Here is a 21,124-nt window from a genome sequence, read left to right as displayed (position 1 = left end):
GTCCGATAGCCAACATCAACGGCGCTCGATTTCAATCAGTTCGATCTCGAACAGCTTGGGCCACAGTTTGCCCGTGACAAACAGGCGCTTGCCGCGCGCATCCCAGGCGATGCCGTTGAGCACGGCGTCGGGATTGGCCGTGCCCCGCTGCTCGGGCGGCAGCAGGCCCGTCAGGTCGATCCAGCCCACGACCTTGCCGCTGGCCGGGTCGATGCGGGCGATCACGTCCGCGCCCCACACATTGGCGAACAGTTCGCCATCGACCATTTCCAGCTCGTTCAGGCGGTCGATGGGGCGGCCTTCCGCCTTCACTTCGAAGCGGCGCACCTCGGCCAGGGTTTTCGGATTGAGCACGCGGATGGCGGACGTGCCATCGCTCATGTAGACAAATTTGCCATCGCTGGCCAGGCCCCAGCCTTCGCCCTGATAGCTGAAGGTGCGTTTCAGTTTGAACGTCTTCTGGTCGAACACATAGCCGGTCTGCGAAATCCACGTCAGGCCGAGGATCTCATCGCCCACGTCCGTGATGCCCTCGCCGAACACTTTTTTGTCCAGCATGCTTTTCTGTAGCACTTTGCCCGTCGTCAATTCCACCTTGCGCAAGGAGGACTGGCCGTTCTGGCCCGTGCTTTCATACAGGTGGCCATCCTTGAACAGCAAGCCCTGGGTGAACGCCTGGGGGTCGTGCGGATAGGTATTCTTGACGAAATAGCCATACACGGGAATGGCCGCCTGGGCATAGCCCATTTCGCTCATCAGGCCCACGGTGCATAACAATCCCAGCAGCAGAGAGCCGGCCGTACGTTTCAGTCTGGTTTTACCTGTGTTCTTCATATGCTTGACGGTGGTTGGCGAGCGCCTATTGTAAACGTGCCGCGTCCGCCATGCGCGCCCTGACGAGGTCCAGCCAGGCGCGCGCGGCGAACGACAGCCGTCCGCCCCGGCGCCAGGCCAGCATCAGATTCCACTCCACGGGAGGGCCGGCCAGGGGAATCACGTCAAATTGCGCGGCCTCAAGCGTGTCGCAATACATCTTTGGCAGCAGGCAGATGCCCACGCCCAGCCGCACCAGCGAGGCGATAAAATCCCACTGGCCGCTGCGGCCCGTGATGCGCGGCGCGAAGCCGGCCCGCTGGCAGGCATCCTGCACGATGTCGTTCAGGGCAAACGCGGCGCCGTAGAAGATGAATGGACTGTCGGCCAGCTCGGCCAGGGCCACCGAGGCGCGCCCCTGCCACGGCGAGCCGGGCGCAGCCAGCAGGCACAGCGGCGAGCGCACGAGGGGCAAGGCTTCGAAATCCTGCCAGGTGGCCGCGTTGCCAGGATAGTCGAGCATGGTGCCCAGTTCCACCGTGCCGGTGCGCAAGTCGCGCTCGATCGCCTGCGTGCCGCTTTCATACATTTTCAGCTCGATGCCCGGATAGCGCTGGTGGTATTCGGCCAGCCACGGCGCCAGCGTGGAGTGGGTTTGCGGCGACACGCCGACGCGCAATTCTCCCCGTTCCAGATGTTGCAGGTCGCGCAACTCCACCTTCAGTTCCGCGTGCAGGGCCAGCAGTTCATGCGCGCGCGACAGCACCACCTTGCCCGCATCCGTCAGCGTAAAACGCTTGCCGGCGCGGTCCAGCAAAGCCAGGTCCAGCGACTGTTCCAATTGCTGGATCATCTTGCTGACGGTGGGTTGCGTCACGTGCAGCCTGGCGGCCGCGCGCGTAAAACTGGCTTGCTCGACCACTTCGACGAAGTAGCGCAGGGAGCGGATATCCATGATGCATTCCAATATCGAATGATAATCATGAGTTTAAGTCATTTTATCTTTTGATGTGGGATCACTACAATGAAACCTTCCCCCAGCCGTTTGAAAGCCCGCCGTGAAAGCCTTGCACTGTTCCACCGCCGCCCTGCCCCCCATCGCTGCCTGGCGCCAGCCCGCGCAGACCGCGTGGCAAGTGGGCGTGCTGATCGCCGCCTGGTGGCTGGCCGACGAGGCCGCTTCCGCCCTGCACTTGCCGTTTTCCGGCGGCGTCGTGGGCCTGTTCGTGCTGGTGGCCCTGCTGCTGTCGGGCTGGGTGCGTCCGGCCACCATCGAACTGGGCGCGAACTGGCTGCTGGCCAATATGCTGCTGTTCTTCATACCGCTGGTGGTGTCCGTGGTGCAATTTACGCAACTGTTGAAGTCGCAGGGCTTGATGCTGTTCGTGAATATCGGCCTCGGTTTTGCCAGCGTGATGCTGGCCACGGCCTTGACGGTGGAATGGGTGTGCCGTTATGAACGCAAGTTGCGTCTGAATAAGCTGCTGCGCCAGCGCGCAGCCAGGGCGCAAGCATGAGCACCCTCGTCCTGTCGTTGCTGTTTTTGCTGCTGACCCTGGTACTGTTCTACGCCAACCAGGCGCTGCACCGCCGCCATCCGCATTTTTTGCTGACGCCCGCCATCTGCACCTCGGCGATATTGATCATCATCGTGCAGGCCACCTCGACGCCGTTCGCCACGTATTTCGGCGAGACGCGCTGGCTGCCGTGGCTGCTGGGCCCTGCCACCATCGCGTTTGCGCTGCCCATTTTCCAGGAGCGCAAACTGATCCGCAAGCACTGGCTGGCCTTGTCGCTGGGCAGCTGCGCCGGCATCGTCGCCTCCGTGGCCGCCACATTGCTGCTGGACCGGGTATTTGGCGTGCACGGCGACATGGCGCGCAGCCTGCTGGCGCGTTCCGTCTCGACACCATTCGCGCTGGAAGCGTCGCGCCACATGGGCGGCTCGGCCCAGCTGACGGGCATCTTCGTGGTGATGACGGGCTTGTTCGGCTTGATGCTCGGTAAACCGTTATTAAAACTGCTGCCCTTGCGCATGCGCATCGCGCGCGGCGCCCCGTATGGCGCGGCCGCGCACGGTTTTGGTTTGTCCGTGGCGCGCCGCGTGGGCACGGAAGAAGGCGCCGTGGCCAGCCTGACGATGATCTTTTCCGGCATCGTGACGGTGCTGCTGGCGCCGCTGCTGGGGCATCTGCTGGGCTAGCGGCCCGCTTGCAGCGCCTGCATGCCATGCACGATCAGGTCGATGCCCGCCAAAAAATCCGCGCGGTCGTCGTGCGCGCGCAACTGGCCCGCCACCTTGCGCGCAAACGGAAATGCTTGCGCATCGAGGCGTGACCAGGCGCCCGCCAGGGTGTCGAGGAAATGCGCGCGCTCCAGGCCCTGTTCCCGGGCGATGACGGCGTTGGCCGCATTCTGCCCGCTCACGCCCAGCAAATAATTGAGCAAGGCACATGCCGCCATCCACTGGCGGTCCTGCGGCACGCCCAGCGCATCGACCTGCCGGCCCAGGCGCTCCAGGATGCGCACGGTGGGCAGCTGGCCCGGCGCGCGCGACAGGGCCGAGCCCAGCCACGGATGCGCATCCATGGCCTCGAACATGGCCAGCGCCACGGCGCGGATGCCCGCCTGCGGCGTATCGCCAGGCGGGGCGTCCTGCATGGCGCGGGCGACGATGGCGTCGCTGGCGGCCGTGAACAAATCATCCTTGTCGGCCACGTGCCAGTAGATGGCACCCGCGCCCGTCGCCAGGCGCGCGGCCAGGGCGCGGAAGGTCAGGCCGCCCTCGCCCGCTGTGTCGAGCAGGGCAATGGCGGCGTCGATGATGGTGTCGCGCGTCAGCGTGTCGGCGCGTCGTGGTGGGGTCGCTACGGTATGGGGCATCGCTTATCTTGACACAGATGGCGGCTTGCCGCAAAATTCTTCTGGAACGTTGTTCCATTATTGTTTTGAAAACTATCTGAAGGATCACCATGCATATCGCCATCATCGGCGCGGGCCTGGGCGGGCTGATGTTCGCCCGCGTGCTGCACGTCCACGGCATCGCCGCCACCGTGTATGAAGCGGATGCATCGCCGCAGGCGCGCCGCCAGGGCGGCATGCTGGATATCCACGAAGAAACGGGCCAGCAAGCGCTGCGGGCGGGCGGCCTGCACGACGCCTTCCGCGCCCTCATCCACGCAGGCGGCGAAGCGAGCCGCGTGCTCGACCAGCACGGCACGGTCCTGCACGACGAGGGGGACGACGGCACGGGCGGCCGGCCCGAAGTGCCGCGCGGCGAACTGCGCCGCATCCTGCTCGATGCCTTGCCTGACGGCTGCGTGCGCTGGGGCCACAAATTGACCAACGTCGCAACGCTGGGCGGCGGCCGGCACCTTTTACACTTTGCGCATGGCGCCACGGCGGCCAGCGATCTGCTGGTGGGCGCGGACGGCGCCTGGTCCCGGGTGCGGCCGCTGCTCTCCAGCGCGCAGCCCGCCTATAGCGGCATTGCCTTCATTGAAACGTATCTGTTCGACAGCGACCGCCGCCACCGGGCCAGCGCGCAAGCCGTGGGCGCCGGCGCCCTGTTCGCGCTGGCGCCGGGCAAGGGCATCCAGGCCCACCGCGAAGCCGATGGCGTGCTGCATGCGTATATGGCCCTGAGTAAGCCCGAGGAGTGGCTGGCCGGCATCGATTTTGCCGACCCGGCCGCCGCCCGGGCGGCCATCGCCGACCAGTTTGCAGGCTGGGCGCCGGCGCTCACGGCCCTGATCACGGACGCGGACACGCCGCCCGTGCCCCGTCCCGTGCAGCTGCTGCCCGTCGACCACCGCTGGCAGCGCGTGGCGGGCGTGACCTTGCTGGGCGACGCGGCCCATTTGATGGCGCCAGCGGGTGAAGGCGCCAACCTGGCCATGCTGGACGGCGCCGAGCTGGCGCAGGCGCTTGCCGCGCAGCCGAACGACATGGCGGCGGCCCTGCTGGCGTATGAAACGGCGCTGTTTGCGCGCAGCGGCGCGGCCGCGGCGGAGTCGGAGCGCATCCTGCGCCTGTGCTTCGACGACGATGCCCCGCACGGCCTGGTGCGGTTCTTTACGGGCATGCGGGACGCCGGCCCGGCGCGCGCAGTGTGAACGGCGGCGCCAAAGCCCCACGCCAGTGGCGTTTATCGGGGATAATACGCCTTTCCCCATTCCAAGCAGCCGCGCCACGATGAAATACCCTGCAGTCCTGCCTTTCAGCGACATCCTGCCCCGCTTGCACGAATTCGATGCCATCATCGACGTGCGCAGCCCGTCCGAGTTCGCGGAAGACCACTTGCCGGGCGCCATCAACCTGCCCGTGCTGGACGACGAGCAGCGCGTGCGCGTGGGTACTTTATATAAACAGACCAGTGCCTTCGAAGCGAAGAAGCTGGGCGCGGCACTGGTGGCGAAAAATATCGCGCGGCATATCGAAGACGGTTTCCTCGGTCACCCGCACGATTGGAAGCCGCTCGTTTACTGCTGGCGCGGCGGCAACCGCAGCGGCGCCATGGTGCATATCCTGGCGCGCATCGGCTGGCCCGTCACGCAGCTCGACGGCGGCTACAAGGAATACCGGCGCCACGTGAATGCCGAGCTGGCCACCCTGCCCGAACGTTTCGACTTCATCAACGTGCTGTGCGGCCCCACAGGCAGCGGCAAGAGCCGCCTGTTGCAGGTGCTCGACAAACAAGGCGCGCAGGTGATCGATCTGGAAGACCTGGCGGCGCACCGCGGCTCCGTGCTGGGCGGCTTGCCGGACGCGGACCAGCCCTCGCAAAAGGCGTTTGAAAGCGCGCTGTGGCAGCAGTTGCGCCATTTCGACCCGACGCTGCCCGTGTTCATCGAATCGGAAAGCAAAAAAGTGGGCCGGCTGCGCGTGCCCGACGCGCTGATGGAAAAGATGCGCGCGGCCGCCTGCACGGACGTGCGGCTGGCCACGGAGCAGCGCGTGCAATTGCTGATGCAAGACTATGAACATTTCGTCGGCGACCCCGTGCGCCTGAACGTGCAGCTGGCCCTGTTGACGCAACTGCATGGCAAGGAGAAAATTGCCCACTGGCAGCAACTGGCGACCTCGGGCCAGATGGCCGAGCTGGTGGAAGAGTTGCTGGTCCAGCATTACGACCCCGTCTACCGGCAATCGATCGCCCGCAACTTCAGCCGCTACGCCCAGGCGACGCCGCTGGTCTTGCCCGATATTTCAGAACATGCCTTTGAGCAAGCCGCGCGCGCGTTATGTGCTATCGTCGGCGAACCCCGTACCGCCAGCGCCGCGTGAACGCTGGCGCCGCCTTTCATACTTTTTTTCAGCAGGATGACGACCATGTCCGATAGCGATCCAACCCCAATCCGATTGACCGAATTTGCCCATGGCGGCGGCTGCGGCTGCAAAATCGCGCCCGGCGTGCTGGCCGACATTTTAAAGGGCAGCGGCGGCTTTCCACTGCCGAAGGAATTGCTGGTCGGCATAGAAACCTCGGATGACGCGGCCGTCTATCAGCTCAACGACGAGCAGGCGCTGATCGCCACGACGGATTTCTTCATGCCCATCGTCGACGACCCGTTCGATTTTGGCCGCATCGCCGCCACCAACGCCATTTCCGACGTGTACGCCATGGGCGGCACGCCCATCATGGCGCTGGCCCTGGTCGGCATGCCGATCAACAAGCTGCCCGTGGAAACCATCGGCCTCATCTTGAAAGGCGGCGAAACCATCTGCGCCCAGGCCGGCATCCCCATCGCGGGCGGCCACACCATCGATTCCGTCGAGCCGATCTATGGCCTGGTCGTGCTGGGCCTGGTCCACCCGTCGCAGGTGAAGCGCAACGCGGGCGCGCGCGCCGGCGACAAACTGGTATTGGGCAAGCCGATCGGCGTGGGCATCCTGTCGGCCGCGCTGAAAAAGAATGCGCTGGACGCGGATGGCTACGCGTCCTTGATCGATAACACCACCAAATTGAATACCCCGGGCAAGAAACTGGCCCTGCTCGATGGCGTGCATGCGCTGACGGACGTGACGGGCTTCGGCTTGCTGGGCCACACGCTGGAACTGGCGCGCGGCGCCAAGTTGCAGGCGAGCATCGCCATGGCTGACGTGCCGCTGCTGCCGCAAGTGCAGCAGCTGGCGCAAAATGGCAACATCACGGGCGCCTCCGGCCGCAACTGGCAGGGATACGGCGCACAAGTGACGCTGGCCGACAATTTAAGCGCCATCGACAAGGCGATCCTGACGGACCCGCAGACGGCCGGCCCCCTGCTGGTGGCGTGCGCGCCGGAAGCCGTCGAGCAAGTGCTGGCGATTTTCCGCGCCGAAGGCTTTGGCGACGCCGTCGTCATCGGCGAGATGCAGGATGGCAGTACCGGGGTTTCCGTATATTAATGAACAATCTTTTCAAAGGCAGTCCCATGACCACGTTCTCCAACAAGTTCCCCGCCATCCTGGCCACCGTCGCCGCCACCTTGGCCATCCACAGCGGCCTGGCGCAGGCGCAGCAAGTGTTGCGCGTGTCCGCCATCCCCGACGAAGCGCCGACGGAATTGCAGCGCAAGTTCAAGCCGCTGGGCAGCTATCTGGAGAAGAAGCTGGGCATGAAGGTGGAATTTACGCCCGTCACCGATTACGCGGCGTCCGTGGAAGGCTTGATCAATAACAAGCTCGACATGGTCTGGTTCGGCGGTTTTACCTTCGTGCAAGCGAACGTGCGCAGCGGCGGCAAGATCGTGCCGCTGGTACAGCGCGAGGAAGACACGAAGTTCCGCTCCGTGTTCGTCACCACCAGCAAGGACATCAATCAATTGTCGGACCTGAAGGGCAAGAATTTCACGTTTGGTTCGGAATCGTCGACTTCGGGCCACTTGATGCCCCGTTACTACCTGCTGGCCGCCAAGATCAACCCGGACACGGACATGAAGCGCATCGCGTTCTCGGGCGCGCATGACGCCACCGTGGCGGCCGTGGCCGGCGGCAAGGTCGATGCCGGCACCTTGAACATCTCCGTGTGGGAAAAACTGGTGGAAGCGAAAAAAGTCGATCCCAGCAAGGTGCGCGTGTTCTACACGACACCGGGCTACTACGATTACAACTGGAGCGTGCGCGCCGACATGAACCCCGTCGTGCGCAAGAAGCTGACGGACGCCTTCCTGGCGCTCGATGCTTCCACGCCGGAAGGCAAGGAAATCCTGGACTTGCAGCGCGCCACGAAGTTCATCCCGACCAAGGCCGAGAACTACAAGGATATCGAAGCGGCTGCGCGCGATGCGAAGCTGTTGAAATAATTGCTGAATCTGTCGGATTACGGCCTCCGGCCTAATCCGACCTACGCTGCCGTCGCATGGCGTAGGTCGGATTAGCGGCGCAGCCGCGTAATCCGACACACCAACGCCCCACACCGAACATAGCATGACATTCCAACTTCACAAGGTCAGCGTCCACCACGCGGGCGCCGCCGGCAGTGCGCTGGCCCTGCGCGAGCTGGATCTGGACGTGGCCCAGGGCGAACAGATCGCCCTGATCGGGCCGTCCGGCGCCGGCAAGACCAGTTTGCTGCATACGCTGGCCTGCGCGCTGCGCCCCGAGTCCGGCACCTTGAGCGTCCTCGGCAGCTCTCCCTGGCAGCTGGGCAGCGCCGCGCGCCACGCCTTGCGCGCGCGCCTGTTTTTGGCGCCGCAAACGCCACCGCTGCCGCCGCGCCAGCGCGTCGTCAACGCCGTGCTGGCGGGCCGCCTGCCCCATTGGAGCTTGTGGACGGCCATCCGTTCGCTGCTGGCGCCCGTCGATCCGCGCGCCGCGTGGGAAGCGTTAGGTAAATTCAACCTGCAGGATAAACTGTATGCGCGGGTCGACCGCCTGTCCGGCGGTGAACGCCAGCGCTGTGGCATGGCGCGCGCGCTCGTGTCGAATGCGCAAGCGTTCCTCGTCGACGAACCGTTGTCCGCGCTCGACCCCACTTTGGCTTTGCAGACGATCCATGTGCTGCAGGCGGAAGCGACGGCGCGCAACGCCACCCTGATCTGCAGCCTGCATCAGGTGGAGATCGCGCGCGCCTGCTTTGCGCGCATCGTCGCCTTGCGCGACGGCAAGATCGTCTTCGACTTGCCTGCTAGCGAGGTCAGCGACGCCATGATCGCCGAACTGTACCGCAACAAGGCCGATCCCGCGCCGCAGTTCGAGGCAGTGGACGCGAAGCTGGACGCCGCGAGGCCCCTTTGCTGAAGAGCGCCAACGCCGCCATGCCGCGCGACCCCGCCTGGCGCGGCCGCTTGAGCGCAGCTGCCGTCGTGCTGCTCGTGCTGTGGCCGATGCTGGTGCAGGCCGAATTCAAGCCGTGGATACTGTTCGATGCGCAAAGCCTGGCAGCCACCTGGCAATTCCTTGCCAGCTTCGTGCCGCCCGCCCACTCGCTGGAATTTTTGCAACTGGTGGCCATTTCCAGTTGGGAAACCATCGCCATGGCCACGGCCGGCATGGCGCTGGCCATGCTGGGCGCCATCCCATTGACCTTGCTGGTGACGGAGCGTTTGTCGATTTCGCGCATCGGCTCCGGCCGGGTGTCGCCGCTGGCCGCCAGCGTGCGCCATTGCGTGCGCGCGCTGCTGGTGCTGCTGCGCAGCGTGCCGGAGCTGGTCTGGGCATTGCTATTAGTGCGCATCGTCGGCCTGGGGCCGACGGCCGGCGTGATCGCCATCGCGCTCACGTATTGCGGCATGCTGGGCAAGGTGTATGCGGAAATCCTCGAATCGTCGGATGCGTCCGCCTGCAACGCGCTATTGCACAACGGCAGCGGCAGATTAAAAGCATTGCTGTACGGCGCCCTGCCCGAATCGGCCGCGGAACTGGTGTCATACACGATTTACCGCTGGGAATGCGCGATCCGCGGTTCCGTCGTCATGGGTTTTGTCGGCGCGGGCGGCCTGGGGCAGCGCATGGATGAATCGATGAAGATGATGGCGGGCAATGAATTGGCCACCATGCTGATGGTGTTCGTGCTGCTGGTGGCAGGCGCCGATGCCGTTTCCGCCATGCTGCGCCGGAGGCTGGCATGAAGGGCGACACATCCATGCTGCCGGTGTCCCCTCGCGTGCGCGGGTCCACCTGGGCCTTGCTGGCCGGCTTGCTGCTGCTGGTCATCGCCAGCTTCGCCACCCTGCCCCTGAAATGGGGCGAGTTCTTCAGTGCCGACGCCGTGCGCACGAGCGCCGATTTCCTGCACGGCTTCGCCCCGCCCGAGCTGGCGCCCGACTTTCTGATGAAAGTCGGCGTGGCCACCTTCGAGACCCTGGCCATGTCGGCCATCGGCACGGTGATCGCCGCCGTGCTGGGCGCGCTGCTGGCCCTGCCCGCCAGCGGGCGTTTCGGCAAGCTGGCGCGCAACGCCACGCGCGCAATCTTGAACGTGCTGCGCTCGATCCCCGAACTGGTGTGGGCCTCGATTTTGCTGATCGCCGCCGGCCTCGGCCCGTTCGCGGGTACCCTGGCGCTGGCCCTGCACACGGTGGGCGTGCTGGGCCGATTGTTTGCCGATGCGTTTGAAAACTGCCCGCCCCTGCCCGCCGCCACCTTGCGCATCAACGGCGCCCGGCCCGCCGTGGCCTTTTTGTACGCGACCTTGCCGCAATGCGGGCCGCAGATGATGTCGTATACGCTGTACCGCTGGGAAAACAATATCCGCGCCGCCGCCATCCTCGGCGTCGTCGGTGCGGGCGGCCTGGGGCAGATGCTGAAATACCATCTGTCGCTGTTCCAGATGCAGAGCGCCGCGACCGTCATCGTCGCCATGCTGCTGATGGTGGCCGCCGTCGATGGCCTCAGCTATGTGCTGCGCCGCGCCATGACCCGTTGATTTTTTTACTTTTCACAAGGAATACCGATGTCAGGCTGGTGGACCATTATCTCGACAGAAACACCGGAACAGATGGCCGACCTGGCCAAGGTCAACAAGAACGCCATCCTGGCTACTTGGGAAGCGGGCTTGGGCGGCCTGGGCTGGATCACGCAATTGTGTGAACAAGGCAAGGCGAGCCAGCTGAGCTGCAACGGCTTTCCGAACCGCTACACGGTACGGGCGTCGGACCTGACGCCGCTCCTGGCCAGCGGCATCGCCGAGGCGCAGGAAGGCGTCTTTCAGGAAGACCGGCTCGCCGGCTGGCCCGGCAGCATCACGCTGCACCGCGACCGCATCGCCGCTTGCCCACCCGGGCAGGTATTGACGGTCGAGGTGTGGGACCAGTCCTGAGCGGGAAACCTGAGTCGGCCAGCAGCGCTCAGGCGCTATTTATCCGTGCCCTCCGCCAGAACCAGGATCCACCGTTTCCCATTGATCATGATTTTCACTTCGAACGGCAGCGCGCCGGCAGGTGCGGCCGAGACGTCGAAACTGTGCGTCTGCGCAACGTAGCGCAACCATGCCGGCAGAGGCGCATCATCGGTCCTGCTGATGCGCACCGACGCGCGCGGGTCTGACAGGGCCGCCGTCAATGGCGCCGGCAAGGCAAAGCTGAAAGCGTCACCCTTGCTCACCATATCTTTGGGAATCGACACGCTCACCATGCCCGGCTGGCCATCCGACAACGGACGCACCAGCGACACCGTGATAGCGCTATTGCGCTGGCCATCGGCGATCCGGCCACCCGGCACAGGCGCTTGCAGCGTCAACGGCGATGCCGCCGAGGTCGGTGCCGGAACGACAGGCACGGTGACCGGCAATTGCGGCACCCGGGTCGGCTCGACGCCTGCGGCCAGGATACTGGCAATGGTGCTGGTGCTGGTGCTGGTGTTTTGCAAGCTGTAGTTGGCGGCATCGCTACCCGCGATACTGATCCCCGTGACCGTGACCGGCTTATTGCTGCCCACATCGGCAGTGGCGAAGCTGGCCGCGCCATCGGCGAGCGTCAGCAGATCGCCAGCAATGCGGTTGTCAGCCAGCACGACCATCGCGGCGACGGTTCCATCGAATTGCCGGTCGATCCCCGTGGCGCCCACCGTGAGCGCGCGCGGCGTGATATTGGCCGTGGTGGTGACTCCCGTGCCGCCCAGGACATAGTTGGCGACATCGGCGCCGCTGGCCGCAATATTGCTGACGCCCATAGTCTTGCCCACACCGGCGTTCTTGTCCGCGAAGCTGGCATTGCCGCTCAGCGTCAACAGATCCCCCGCCACCCGGTTGTCCGCCAGTATCGCGCTGCCGTCCGTGCCGCCGTTGTAGATACGGTTTACGCCGCTTGCGCTGACCGTCAAGACCCGCGCCGTGATGTCGGCCGTGGTCGTGGCCGATGTGTTGTAGGCATAGTTGGCCGCGTCGATGCCGGCGACCGCGATGCCCGTCACGCTGATGGCCTTTGCCGTGCCGACGTTCTTGTCGGAAAATGTCGCCACTTCGTCGGTAACGCTCAGCACATCGCCGGCAACCCGGTCATCGGCCAGGGTGAGCGTCGCGTTGCGGCTGCCGTCATACACGCGATTGACGCCGCTGGCACTGACCTTGAGCATGCGCGGCGTGATATCGGCATGCGTAAGGGCCGTGGTATTTTCCAGAGCGTAATTTCCGCCGTCACTACCGCCGATGCTGATGCCGCTCACATTGACCGTTTTGCCGACGCCGACATTCTTGTCCAGGAAATTGGCCGATGCATAGCTAAAGCTCAGCACGTCACCCGTGACGACGCTGTCGTCCGGGGTCAGGTTGGCAATATCGGCCGTGCCGCCGTCATACACGCGATTGGTCCCGCTGGCAAAGACGGCCAGTGGGCGCGGCGTGATGTTGGCGTGGGTCGTCGCCGTGGAGCTGTCGAGACTGTAATTGCCCGCATCCGCGCCGCCGATACTGATGCCGCCCACGTTGACGGTCTTGCCGGTGCCGACATTTTTATTCAGGAAATTGGCGGTGCTGTAAGAATAAGTCAGCTGGTCGCCGAACACGATGCTGTCGTCCGGCGTCAAGGTCACGGCATCGCCGGTGCCGCCGTTATAGACGCGGTTGCTTCCGCTGGCGAACACTTGCAGGGCGCGCGGGGTGATGTTGGCTGTCGTGGCGGCAGTCGTGCTGGCCAGGCTATAGTTGCCGGCATCCAGGCCGCCGATGCTGATGCCGCTCACATTGACGGTCTTGCCATTGCCCACGTTCTTGTCGAGGAAATTGGCCGACGAGTACGAATACGTCAGCGCATCGCCGAACACGACGCTGTCGTCCGGAGTCAGGTTGGCAATATCGACCGTGCCGCCGTTGTAGACGCGATTGGTCCCGCTGGCGAACACCGCCAGTGAGCGCGGCGTGATGTTGGCGTGGGTCGTCGCCGTGGAGCTGTCGAGACTGTAATTGCCCGCATCCGCGCCGCCGATGCTGATGCCGCTCACATTGACGGTCTTGCCATTGCCCACGTTCTTGTCGAGGAAGTTGGCTGACGTGTACGAATACGTCAGCGCGTCGCCGAACACGACGCTGTCGTCCGGGGTCAGGTTGGCAATATCGACCGTGCCGCCGTTGTAGACGCGATTGGTCCCGCTGGCGAACACCGCCAGTGAGCGCGGCGTGATGTTGGCGTGGGTCGTCGCCGTGGAGCTGTCGAGACTGTAATTGCCCGCATCCGCGCCGCCGATACTGATGCCGCCCACGTTGACGGTCTTGCCGGTGCCGACATTTTTATTCAGGAAATTGGCGGTGCTGTAAGAATAAGTCAGCTGGTCGCCGAACACGACGCTGTCGTCCGGCGTCAAGGTGGCCAGCGCGGTGGTGGTGCCGTTGTAAATACGGTTGCCGGCATTGGCGAAGACAGACAACGGCCGCGCCGTGATATTCGCCTGCGTCGTTGCGCTCGTGCTGCCGATGGCGTAGTTGCCCGCGTCGGCGCCGCCCAGGCTGATTCCCGTCACATTGACGGTCTTGCCGGTGCCGACATTTTTATTCAGGAAATTGGCGGCGCTGTAAGAATAAGTCAGCTGGTCGCCGAACACGATGCTGTCGTCCGGCGTCAAGGTCACGGCATCGCTGGTACCGCCGTTATAGACGCGGTTGGTCCCGCTGGCAAACACGTCGAGCGCGCGCCGGGTGATGTTGGCTGTCGTGGCGGCAGTCGTGCTGGCCAGCGCATAGTTGCCGGCATCCAGGCCGCCGATGCTGATGCCGCTCACATTGACGGTCTTGCCATTGCCCACGTTCTTGTCGAGGAAGTTGGCAGACGTATACGAATACGTCAGCGCGTCGCCGAACACGACGTTGTCGTCCGGGGTCAGGTTGGCAATATCGGTCGTGCCGCCGTTATAGACGCGATTGGTCCCGCTGGCGAACACCGTCAGGGAGCGCGGCGTGATGGTGCCCGTGCCGCTGGCGCCCGTGAGCGTGTAGTTGGTATCGAGCGCACTGCTGCCGGTCAGGGTCAGCCCTCCCAGCCCGAGCGCCTGGGCGCCCGCACTGACATTCTTGCTCGCGACCGAGGCGCTGCCCGTCAAGCCGCAGGCGCTCAGGCCGCCACTGCAATCTGAACCGACCAGATTGGTGACCTGCAAAACGTTACTGGCCATCACGGTGCCGCCGTTGTATTCGCGCGTGGCGACCAGGCCCAGCGGCCGTTTGAACACCGTGTAGCTCAGGCCTGCATCGGCGAGGAAGACGTAGTCACCCGCGTTGACGCCGCCCAGGACCAGGCCCGAGTTGTAGATAATCTGATAGTGCCCCGCATTCGATCCGACGCTGGGCGCGCCGCCAAACAAGGCGCTGCCGCTGACGTCCAGTCCAAGGGCGGCCATGCCGTTCGCGTCCAGCAGTGTGCTGCCATTGAACAGGCTATAGGTAAATGTACCGACGAGGTCGCCGTAGATGTTGCTGCTCTGGCTGCTGTTCACATGCACGCTGAGCGGCTTGGAAATCGTGCAGTTGGCGAACGCCGTCAGGCAGGGGTAACCATTGTTGACGCTGGCCTTGATCTGCCACACGGGCGCCGAAGAAAAATTCCAGCCGGCGCCCGTGAAGGTGCCCATGGCTTTCATTTCGGTAGTAGTCTTGCCCGTGCCGCCAGCGCTGGCCGGCTGGCCGCTGGTCTGGGTATCCCAGAAGCTGTTGCTAATGACGGACGGCGAGTTGGCGCCATCGACCGTCAGCGTGCCGACCAGGCCGCCCACACTGGTGTTGCCATTGTTGATAGTCACGGCGCCCACGGCATAGCTGTTGCTGATGTTCGAACCGTTCTCGCCCACCAGGCCGCCGACATTGGTGTTGCCGTTGACCGCACCCGTGGCATAGGTATTGATGATGTTGCTGCCGCTGCCGCCCGCCGCCTGATTCAGGCCGACCAGGCCACCGACGGCCTGACTGCCAGTGACGTTGCCGCTGGCGTAGCTGCTGCTGATGGTGCCGAAGTAATTGACGCCGGCCAGCCCGCCGATGAACGCCGTGGTGCCCGTGACATTGCCGCTGGCGTAGCTGTTGATCGTTTGCCCGCCGAACATTCTCCCCACCAGTCCACCCACGTTCGTGGTGCCCGAAATAGTGCCGCCGGCATAGCTGTTGGTGATGATCCCGGCCTGGCTTTCGCCGACCAGGCCACCCGTGTTATTGAAGCCGGTAACGTTCATGGTCGAGAAACTGTTGCTGATGCTGCCCCAGCTCCGGCCGACCATGCCGGACGCGTATTGTGCCCCGTTGACCGTGCCGCCGACGATGCCAAGATTGCGCAGCTGAACCGTATTGTCGCCATACAGGCTGGCAAACAAGGACGACTGGTTGTTGATCGTAGGCGCGATGATGACGTGACCGAGGCCGTCGAATGCGCCCCATGAGATGGAAAACTGCTGCATGCCGATGGCGCCACTGGCATTCCAGGCAGCCGTCGACGTGGCGTCGATGTCGCTGCCCAGCGCGTAGAAGGCGTTCTGACTTGCTTGCACGCCCTGCAAGGTGCCCGGCGTCATATCGTTGCGGTCGGCGCCCAGGCTGTTGATGACGGTATAGACCTGATTCTTGATCGTCAACGTACCGCTGCCGGCGAAATTGACTTTACCCTTGAAGGTGTTGCCGGCGCCAAATGACGTATTGACCTTGCCTGCCGTCGGCTCGAGATCGAGGCTGGCCGTGCCGCTCGCCGTCATCACCGCATTGATATTGACGTCATTGGTGGCCGTCAGGGTCAGCTTGTTGGCGCTCCAGGTGACGGCATCATTGACGGTCACATTGCCGTCGCTGCCGCCGCCGTTGGTGCTGGCAATGGCGACATCGGCGGTCGCCAGGTTGCTGCTCAGGGTCGCGCCGCTGATATCGCCGCCGCTGGCGGCAATCGTAAAGCCGTCCGGATCGAGCAGCCAGCGGCCCGACTTGCCGTGCGTGGCGCGCGCGTCGACGCGGGTGGCGTCGCGGATGGTCAGGTGGCTGGCGGAGGTTTCGATGAAGCCGCCGTCGCCGCCGCTGTCGCCGCCGCGCGCACTGAAACTGCCGCTGACATCGGTGCGGCTGGCCGCATTGGCGAGGTCCGCGATCACGGTCACCGTGCCGCCCCGTCCCGTGCTGCCGGGCGCCGCGTTGGCGCTGATGCTGCCGCCGGCGCTGATCTGGTCGGACGCCGTGAGCATGATGCGCCCGCCATCGCTCGTCAAGCCGTTGGCCTCCAGCGCGCCGCTGTTGTTGATCACGCCGCCCATCAGGCGATTGGCCGCCTGGGCCGACATGATGATGGTGCCGCCGGGAGCCAGCACCGCCTGCCGGTTCTCGACCAGGGCGGCGATCGCGGATGGCGTAACGACTACGCCGGCCAGGGTATTGCTGTCGCCGAACTGCAGCTTGATCTGCTCGCCCGATGCCAGCGCCACGGTGCCGGCGCGGGCCATGATCAGGCCATAGTTGCGCACTTCCGGCGCCAGCAAGGCGATATAGCCGCCCAGCGTCGCGTGCAGGCTCCCCTCATTGATGACGCTGCCCGTCGCGCCCCCGCGGGAAAACGTGTTCATGCCCGCCATGAAATCGGCGCTCGACATATTGTGGGTGGTGGCCACCAGTCCGCCCACATCGACCGACGCGGAGGGACTGAAATAAACGCCATTCGGGTTGCTCAGGAATACCTGGCCATTCGAGGTGATGCGGCCGAAAATCTGGCTCGGTTGCGCATCGAGTACCCGGTTCAAGGTGACGGCGCTGGCCGAAGGCTGGGCGAAATTGACGCTGGCCTTGGCGCCAAGATTGAACGTCTGCCAGTCGATCGCCCCGCGCGCCGTGCCCTGCTGGATGTTCATCGCCGCGCCATTCTGCGTGATCACGACCTGGCCGCCAACGACCTTCGCGCCGGCCGGCAACTCGGTCGGCGCGGGCGGCGCCGCGAAGGCGGCCATGCTGGCGCCAAGACCGAGCGCCGCGCACGCCGGAGCGAGCAAGGTGCGGCCGCTGCGCTTGCCTTTACCCCTGGCGTTTTCCGCCACGGCGACCCAGGCGCCAAGAATCTCGCTCCAGATCAGGCGATAAATACGGTTCATGGACGCGTGCATGGTGGTACTCCTTCAAAGCAGAGGGAAACGGAATGGGGGCATGCGGCGAAATCTGAAAAACTAGAAAGGCATGGTGGCCTGGAGCCAGAAGCGATTCTTTCTGAATGAACCATCCTGGTCCGTTCCTGTCAGTGTCGGGTTCGGATTGTCACCAATGCGCCTGGCCCAGGTCGCTTTGAGATTCAGGCCGAAGCTGGCCAGCCAGGCGACGGACAGTCCCGCGCCCTTGAGGCTATAGCTGCCAAGCGCCGGTGCGCCGGGGAAATGATTGTCGTGGTTGACCTTCACGTGGCCCCAGTCGTAGAAGCCGGTGACGTTCACATTGTTGGGCAGGCGCGCGCGCAGCTCCAGGTTGAACAGCTGTCCTTCCGAACCGCCGCCTTCGTTGGATGGATAGGCGCGCACGCCATACGCGCCGCCGAGATAGAATTTCTCGGCCGAATCGAGGTTCTTTCCTGCGGTCTGACCCGAGAACGCGGCGTACAGGGCCAGCGCCTCGGTGAGTACCTGCTGGCGGCTGGCGGCATAGCGCAGTTTGGTGAAACTGCCGCCGGTGCGCGTGGTCAGGGCATCGGCGCGGGCGTTGGGCGAGCCGTCCAGGTCGACCTTGCCGTGCACCAGCGCGAGGCTGGCACTGTTGCTGCCGCCGCCACCGTATTGATCCAGCACATTGCCGTTCAGGCCGACGGTGAAGGTATCGATCTTGTAGTCGGTGATGGTGGTTGCCGCCGCCCGATTGTCGAAGCGCTTGTTGTCGTAATTGAGGGCCAGGTAAAGATTTTGCAGACGGGCACGGATCAGCGGGTAGGTCGCCTCGACCCCGCTCGTGGTCGACGTCCCGGATGCGTCGAGCGCGGCCAGCGCATCGTCCACCAGGCGGTAGCGCAGGTGGGACGCGTTGGCGCCGACCCGCCATCCGGCCGCGCCCAGCGGCACGGTGTAGGCCAGGCGGGCATAATCGCTGCCTTCCGTATGCATCAGATTGACGACCGCCTGGTCGCCAAAACGCAGGGGACTATTGATGTACAAGTCGGCGGTCAGGCGCGCGCTGCCGGTGGAACGGGCGCTGGCATTGTCGACGCCGACCTGCCCGTTGATGAGTTTTTCATCCTCGACCTTCAAGACCAGGTCGACTTCATTCGCCTGCTCCCCGGGTGCCAGGCTGCCGGCCGTGCTGATGCCAGGCATGTCATCGAGCAGCAGCAGGGCGCGGTCCATCGCCTGCGCTTTCAGCGCGTCGCCATGTGGCTGGGCGGCACCCACGATCGGCACCAGCCTGTCGAATGGCACGCGGGTCGGCGCCGTGCCTTCCATGCGCACCTGGCCGAACACCGCTTCGACCACCTGCAGCGTCACGACGCCGTCCTTGATCTCCTGCAGTGGCAGATAGACGCGCACGATCCAGCCCGCCTTGCGGTAGGTTTCGGCCACTGCGGCGGCGGCGTTTTGCAGGTCATTGAACGAGAGTGGCCGGTTCACGAAGCTTGCCACGGCAGGCGCCAGTTGCGCTTCCGTGAGCAAGGTATTGCCGGCGAATTGAAAACGCGACACTGTGACCGACATTCCCGACAATTCCTTCATGGGCTGCGGCGGCGGCGCCAGAAGCGGCCCCGGCTTGCCCGGCGGCGGCGCCAGTCGCCCTTTTTCAATTTGCTGCAATAGCGAACCCGCGTCCGGAACGGTTTGCGCGAAGGCGGATGAAACGGAGATCGACAAAACTGTCAGGATGTACAGCGGCGAGCGATGTGGCAGCATGAGTTGAATCCCTTCTGACGCGAATGGCTTCCTTGGCGATGAAAATCATCGACAGGGGTGGTGAGGGGCCGTCAGCCGATCATGGCGGCATGCGGAATTGAGGCGAGCTCTTTAGTTTTCTTCGACAACTTGAAAACATGGGCGTTTTCATCAATAGAAGGACTTCCCCATTCGACCCTCCAGCCCCACGTATCGTTTGGTCTCTGCGGCAAAAGCGTTATGAGTTCATTGAGAATAAGCATCAAATTCCTATGTGCAAGGAATACTTGAATTGAAAATACGCCTCAGTCGTTTTTTTGCACATTGTTTTATTTGCCAGCCGTACGCCTCAGCTGGACGACGGGGCCCTGATCGTCAGTGCTGAAGCAAGAATACGGAGAAACATCCGCAAACGCCATCGTCATTTAACGGCATTCCCAAAGTTCGATACATCCGTGCACATTTGAAATTTTTTTATATTGTTTCCATGTGGACATTAAATTGCACGCCCGTTTTGCTGTAATCTCGGAAGGCCGGACATGCGCGACAAGAATGCGACGTGCCCACCGCGCCATCCCTTTTTCCCCCTGGCGCGGCATATAGCGCCGCCGGGGGATTGCCGTTGCAGAGCAGGTCGATGTGGCTTAGTATGACGTTTTTGATGCTAAAAACTACAGCTTGTCATGCCCATGCCCAAGATCGAGGTTTCACTGCCACACAATGGCACCGTGCTGCTGTCCCTGTATCGCCACGACGCTAGCCCCGCGCTTGACGTGGCCTTGCCCCTGGCCGAGCTGTACAGCGAGGGCGCCGATGGCGCCGCCCGGCAACTGGGCAAGAAAATCCTGCAAACCCTGGCCATCTGGCATGGCGCGGCGTTTGCGGTGCCGCCCTTCCCCGCCGCGCCGCCAGACGATCAGCGCCCGCCCGGCAACTTCGAAGCGGCCCTGATCCTGTTCGACCTGTCGCTGCAACAGAAGACGGCACAGCATGTGGCCGCCATCGAAGCCCTGTTGCGACAGGCGCAGGCCGACGGGCAGATGGCGCAGCGGGAAGACTTTCTTCTTGAAACCTGGCCCGCATTGCGCGCACGCCTCGACACTTATCCTGATGCCTGACGAAGCTGGCGAGGCCTATCAAAAAACATCGTCATCCACCGCCGTGCCGCACAGTAAGGAGTTGCCTGGTTTGCACAACATCGTGATCCGCCCCACCACCGGCGCCGACTGGCCCGCCCTGAAAGCCACGCGCCTGGCCGCCCTGCTCGACGCGCCGACCGCCTTCGGCGTCAGCCACGCCAGCGCGGTCGCCTATACCGATGTAGATTGGCAGCAACGCGCCGTCAGTACGGCGCAGCGTGCCTTCCTCCTGGCGTTTGACGGCGATCACCCCATCGGCATCGCCGCCCATGTCGTCAGCAGCGCGGGGGAATCGAACCTGATCGCCATGTGGGTGCATCGCGCATACCGGGGCATGGCGGTGGCGGCGGGGTTGGTCCGCGCGGTGAAACAACACGCCTTGGCCGGCGGCCATGCGCGGCTGGTCCTCGACGTGGCGCCCGAGAATGCGCGCGCGGCCGCGTTTTACCAGAAGCAGGGATTTGTATTCCTGCCGGAATGGGAAGCGCTGGAGAGCCATCCGCATATCCAGGTGCAGAAGATGGAGTGGCTGGCGGCGGCATGAACTCAATCAGTACACATATCGCCCCCAGGATGAACTGTGCTTGATTGGATTTTCGACGCTATCGTCTGGATCGTTCGCCTGCTGATGTATGGTCTGTTAGGAACAGTCATTGAAAAGCTGTTCTATTGGCCGGGCTGGGCAATGCTGCGACTATTCACGCTGGGCCACTACCCTCCAGCGAGAGGCATTCCTCACAATCACTTCGCCGTCGCGCTATTTGCCGCGGCAGTCATTGCTTCCGGCTTGCTGATGGCATTGACGTAAATACAGATGCGCATAGTGTAGAAAAACAGCGCTTTCCAGCGTTCCATTCATCCCAATTGACGTTCCGTCTTAAAGACCTGCTCCCACCTCTGTTTTTTTCTACACTCACGTTTTCATTAATGAATAGAAAGATGGGTATGCGTGCAATCAAAAAAGCTGGTCT

The 21,124-nt window shown here is 63.8% G+C and carries 19 protein-coding genes; 13 read left to right on the top strand and 6 right to left on the bottom strand.

The window, feature by feature from the left end; translation table 11 throughout:
• Positions 1-15: 15 nt before the first annotated feature.
• Positions 16-834, bottom strand: a complete 819-nt coding sequence (locus KY494_RS02170; protein WP_219889692.1) for a glutaminyl-peptide cyclotransferase — start codon at positions 832-834, stop codon at positions 16-18.
• 25 nt (positions 835-859) lie between these two features.
• Positions 860-1,768, bottom strand: coding sequence for a LysR family transcriptional regulator (locus KY494_RS02165; protein ID WP_219889691.1), 909 nt, complete (start codon positions 1,766-1,768; stop codon positions 860-862).
• A gap of 103 nt (positions 1,769-1,871) precedes the next feature.
• On the opposite strand from KY494_RS02165, the gene KY494_RS02160 reads away from it, so the two are divergent.
• Entirely contained in the window at positions 1,872-2,330 is a 459-nt protein-coding gene (locus KY494_RS02160; protein ID WP_219889690.1) for a CidA/LrgA family protein, read from the top strand.
• Complete coding sequence (locus KY494_RS02155) at positions 2,327-3,016, top strand: LrgB family protein (RefSeq protein WP_096235499.1); 690 nt, start codon at positions 2,327-2,329, stop codon at positions 3,014-3,016. The genes KY494_RS02160 and KY494_RS02155 overlap by 4 nt, the downstream gene beginning before the upstream one ends.
• Here KY494_RS02155 and KY494_RS02150 read toward each other — a convergent pair.
• On the bottom strand, positions 3,013-3,696 hold the full coding sequence (locus KY494_RS02150; RefSeq protein ID WP_219889689.1) for a TetR/AcrR family transcriptional regulator: 684 nt from the start codon (positions 3,694-3,696) through the stop codon (positions 3,013-3,015). The two genes, KY494_RS02155 and KY494_RS02150, sit on opposite strands and share 4 nt — an antisense overlap.
• 89 nt (positions 3,697-3,785) lie before the next feature.
• Here KY494_RS02150 and KY494_RS02145 point away from each other — a divergent pair, with 89 nt between their 5' ends.
• From KY494_RS02145 to KY494_RS02110, 8 genes are all read left to right on the top strand, one after another.
• Entirely contained in the window at positions 3,786-4,928 is a 1,143-nt protein-coding gene (locus KY494_RS02145) for an NAD(P)/FAD-dependent oxidoreductase (RefSeq protein WP_258194605.1), read from the top strand.
• Between the two features lie 79 nt (positions 4,929-5,007).
• Positions 5,008-6,099, top strand: a complete 1,092-nt coding sequence (mnmH, locus tag KY494_RS02140; RefSeq protein WP_219889688.1) for a tRNA 2-selenouridine(34) synthase MnmH — start codon at positions 5,008-5,010, stop codon at positions 6,097-6,099.
• A gap of 45 nt (positions 6,100-6,144) precedes the next feature.
• Positions 6,145-7,200: a selenide, water dikinase SelD gene (selD, locus tag KY494_RS02135; protein ID WP_219889687.1), complete on the top strand. Its 1,056-nt coding sequence runs from the start codon at positions 6,145-6,147 to the stop codon at positions 7,198-7,200.
• Between the two features lie 26 nt (positions 7,201-7,226).
• The gene (locus tag KY494_RS02130) at positions 7,227-8,096 is read left to right on the top strand and encodes a putative selenate ABC transporter substrate-binding protein (RefSeq protein ID WP_219889686.1); all 870 of its coding nucleotides are present in this window, start codon (positions 7,227-7,229) and stop codon (positions 8,094-8,096) included.
• A gap of 124 nt (positions 8,097-8,220) precedes the next feature.
• Entirely contained in the window at positions 8,221-9,033 is an 813-nt protein-coding gene (locus tag KY494_RS02125) for a phosphonate ABC transporter ATP-binding protein (RefSeq protein WP_219889685.1), read from the top strand.
• Between the two features lie 17 nt (positions 9,034-9,050).
• On the top strand, positions 9,051-9,863 hold the full coding sequence (locus KY494_RS02120; protein WP_219891440.1) for an ABC transporter permease: 813 nt from the start codon (positions 9,051-9,053) through the stop codon (positions 9,861-9,863).
• Complete coding sequence (gene phnE / locus KY494_RS02115; protein ID WP_219134408.1) at positions 9,860-10,660, top strand: phosphonate ABC transporter, permease protein PhnE; 801 nt, start codon at positions 9,860-9,862, stop codon at positions 10,658-10,660. The genes KY494_RS02120 and phnE overlap by 4 nt, the downstream gene beginning before the upstream one ends.
• 27 nt (positions 10,661-10,687) lie before the next feature.
• Positions 10,688-11,053: a hypothetical protein gene (locus KY494_RS02110; protein ID WP_219889684.1), complete on the top strand. Its 366-nt coding sequence runs from the start codon at positions 10,688-10,690 to the stop codon at positions 11,051-11,053.
• A gap of 35 nt (positions 11,054-11,088) precedes the next feature.
• On the opposite strand, the gene KY494_RS02105 is transcribed toward KY494_RS02110, so the two are convergent.
• From KY494_RS02105 to KY494_RS02095, 3 genes are all read right to left on the bottom strand, one after another.
• Positions 11,089-17,280, bottom strand: coding sequence for a YDG domain-containing protein (locus tag KY494_RS02105; protein ID WP_219889683.1), 6,192 nt, complete (start codon positions 17,278-17,280; stop codon positions 11,089-11,091).
• A 60-nt stretch (positions 17,281-17,340) separates the two neighbouring features.
• A complete protein-coding gene (locus tag KY494_RS02100) occupies positions 17,341-19,035 on the bottom strand; it encodes a ShlB/FhaC/HecB family hemolysin secretion/activation protein (RefSeq protein ID WP_219889682.1) in 1,695 nt (564 codons plus the stop codon).
• Positions 19,036-19,106: 71 nt separating this feature from the next.
• Positions 19,107-19,277: a hypothetical protein gene (locus KY494_RS02095; RefSeq protein WP_219134404.1), complete on the bottom strand. Its 171-nt coding sequence runs from the start codon at positions 19,275-19,277 to the stop codon at positions 19,107-19,109.
• 420 nt (positions 19,278-19,697) lie between these two features.
• Between KY494_RS02095 and KY494_RS02090 the strand changes: the two genes are divergently transcribed.
• The 3 genes from KY494_RS02090 (at position 19,698) to KY494_RS02080 (ending at position 20,961) form a co-directional block, all read left to right on the top strand.
• A complete protein-coding gene (locus KY494_RS02090) occupies positions 19,698-20,132 on the top strand; it encodes a hypothetical protein (protein ID WP_219889681.1) in 435 nt (144 codons plus the stop codon).
• A gap of 70 nt (positions 20,133-20,202) precedes the next feature.
• On the top strand, positions 20,203-20,697 hold the full coding sequence (locus tag KY494_RS02085; RefSeq protein ID WP_219889680.1) for a GNAT family N-acetyltransferase: 495 nt from the start codon (positions 20,203-20,205) through the stop codon (positions 20,695-20,697).
• 36 nt (positions 20,698-20,733) lie between these two features.
• On the top strand, positions 20,734-20,961 hold the full coding sequence (locus tag KY494_RS02080) for a hypothetical protein (protein ID WP_219889679.1): 228 nt from the start codon (positions 20,734-20,736) through the stop codon (positions 20,959-20,961).
• Positions 20,962-21,124: the final 163 nt, after the last annotated feature.

The sequence above is a fragment of the Janthinobacterium sp. PAMC25594 genome (assembly GCF_019443505.1).
Lineage (GTDB): Bacteria > Pseudomonadota > Gammaproteobacteria > Burkholderiales > Burkholderiaceae_D > Janthinobacterium.
This window is presented reverse-complemented; position numbering and strand designations above follow the sequence as displayed.

Excerpts from the sequence above, each read along its gene's own strand:
- KY494_RS02155 (WP_096235499.1), top strand. The coding sequence starts at position 2,327 with ATGAGCACCCTCGTCCTGTCGTTGCTGTTTTTGCTGCTGACCCTGGTA.
- KY494_RS02100 (WP_219889682.1), bottom strand. The coding sequence starts at position 19,035 with ATGCTGCCACATCGCTCGCCGCTGTACATCCTGACAGTTTTGTCGATC.
- KY494_RS02170 (WP_219889692.1), bottom strand. The coding sequence starts at position 834 with ATGAAGAACACAGGTAAAACCAGACTGAAACGTACGGCCGGCTCTCTG.
- KY494_RS02130 (WP_219889686.1), top strand. The coding sequence starts at position 7,227 with ATGACCACGTTCTCCAACAAGTTCCCCGCCATCCTGGCCACCGTCGCC.
- KY494_RS02145 (WP_258194605.1), top strand. The coding sequence starts at position 3,786 with ATGCATATCGCCATCATCGGCGCGGGCCTGGGCGGGCTGATGTTCGCC.
- selD (WP_219889687.1), top strand. The coding sequence starts at position 6,145 with ATGTCCGATAGCGATCCAACCCCAATCCGATTGACCGAATTTGCCCAT.
- KY494_RS02110 (WP_219889684.1), top strand. The coding sequence starts at position 10,688 with ATGTCAGGCTGGTGGACCATTATCTCGACAGAAACACCGGAACAGATG.
- KY494_RS02150 (WP_219889689.1), bottom strand. The coding sequence starts at position 3,696 with ATGCCCCATACCGTAGCGACCCCACCACGACGCGCCGACACGCTGACG.
- KY494_RS02095 (WP_219134404.1), bottom strand. The coding sequence starts at position 19,277 with ATGCTTATTCTCAATGAACTCATAACGCTTTTGCCGCAGAGACCAAAC.
- mnmH (WP_219889688.1), top strand. The coding sequence starts at position 5,008 with ATGAAATACCCTGCAGTCCTGCCTTTCAGCGACATCCTGCCCCGCTTG.
- KY494_RS02165 (WP_219889691.1), bottom strand. The coding sequence starts at position 1,768 with ATGGATATCCGCTCCCTGCGCTACTTCGTCGAAGTGGTCGAGCAAGCC.
- KY494_RS02125 (WP_219889685.1), top strand. The coding sequence starts at position 8,221 with ATGACATTCCAACTTCACAAGGTCAGCGTCCACCACGCGGGCGCCGCC.
- KY494_RS02105 (WP_219889683.1), bottom strand. The coding sequence starts at position 17,280 with ATGCACGCGTCCATGAACCGTATTTATCGCCTGATCTGGAGCGAGATT.
- KY494_RS02120 (WP_219891440.1), top strand. The coding sequence starts at position 9,051 with ATGCCGCGCGACCCCGCCTGGCGCGGCCGCTTGAGCGCAGCTGCCGTC.
- KY494_RS02090 (WP_219889681.1), top strand. The coding sequence starts at position 19,698 with ATGCCCATGCCCAAGATCGAGGTTTCACTGCCACACAATGGCACCGTG.
- phnE (WP_219134408.1), top strand. The coding sequence starts at position 9,860 with ATGAAGGGCGACACATCCATGCTGCCGGTGTCCCCTCGCGTGCGCGGG.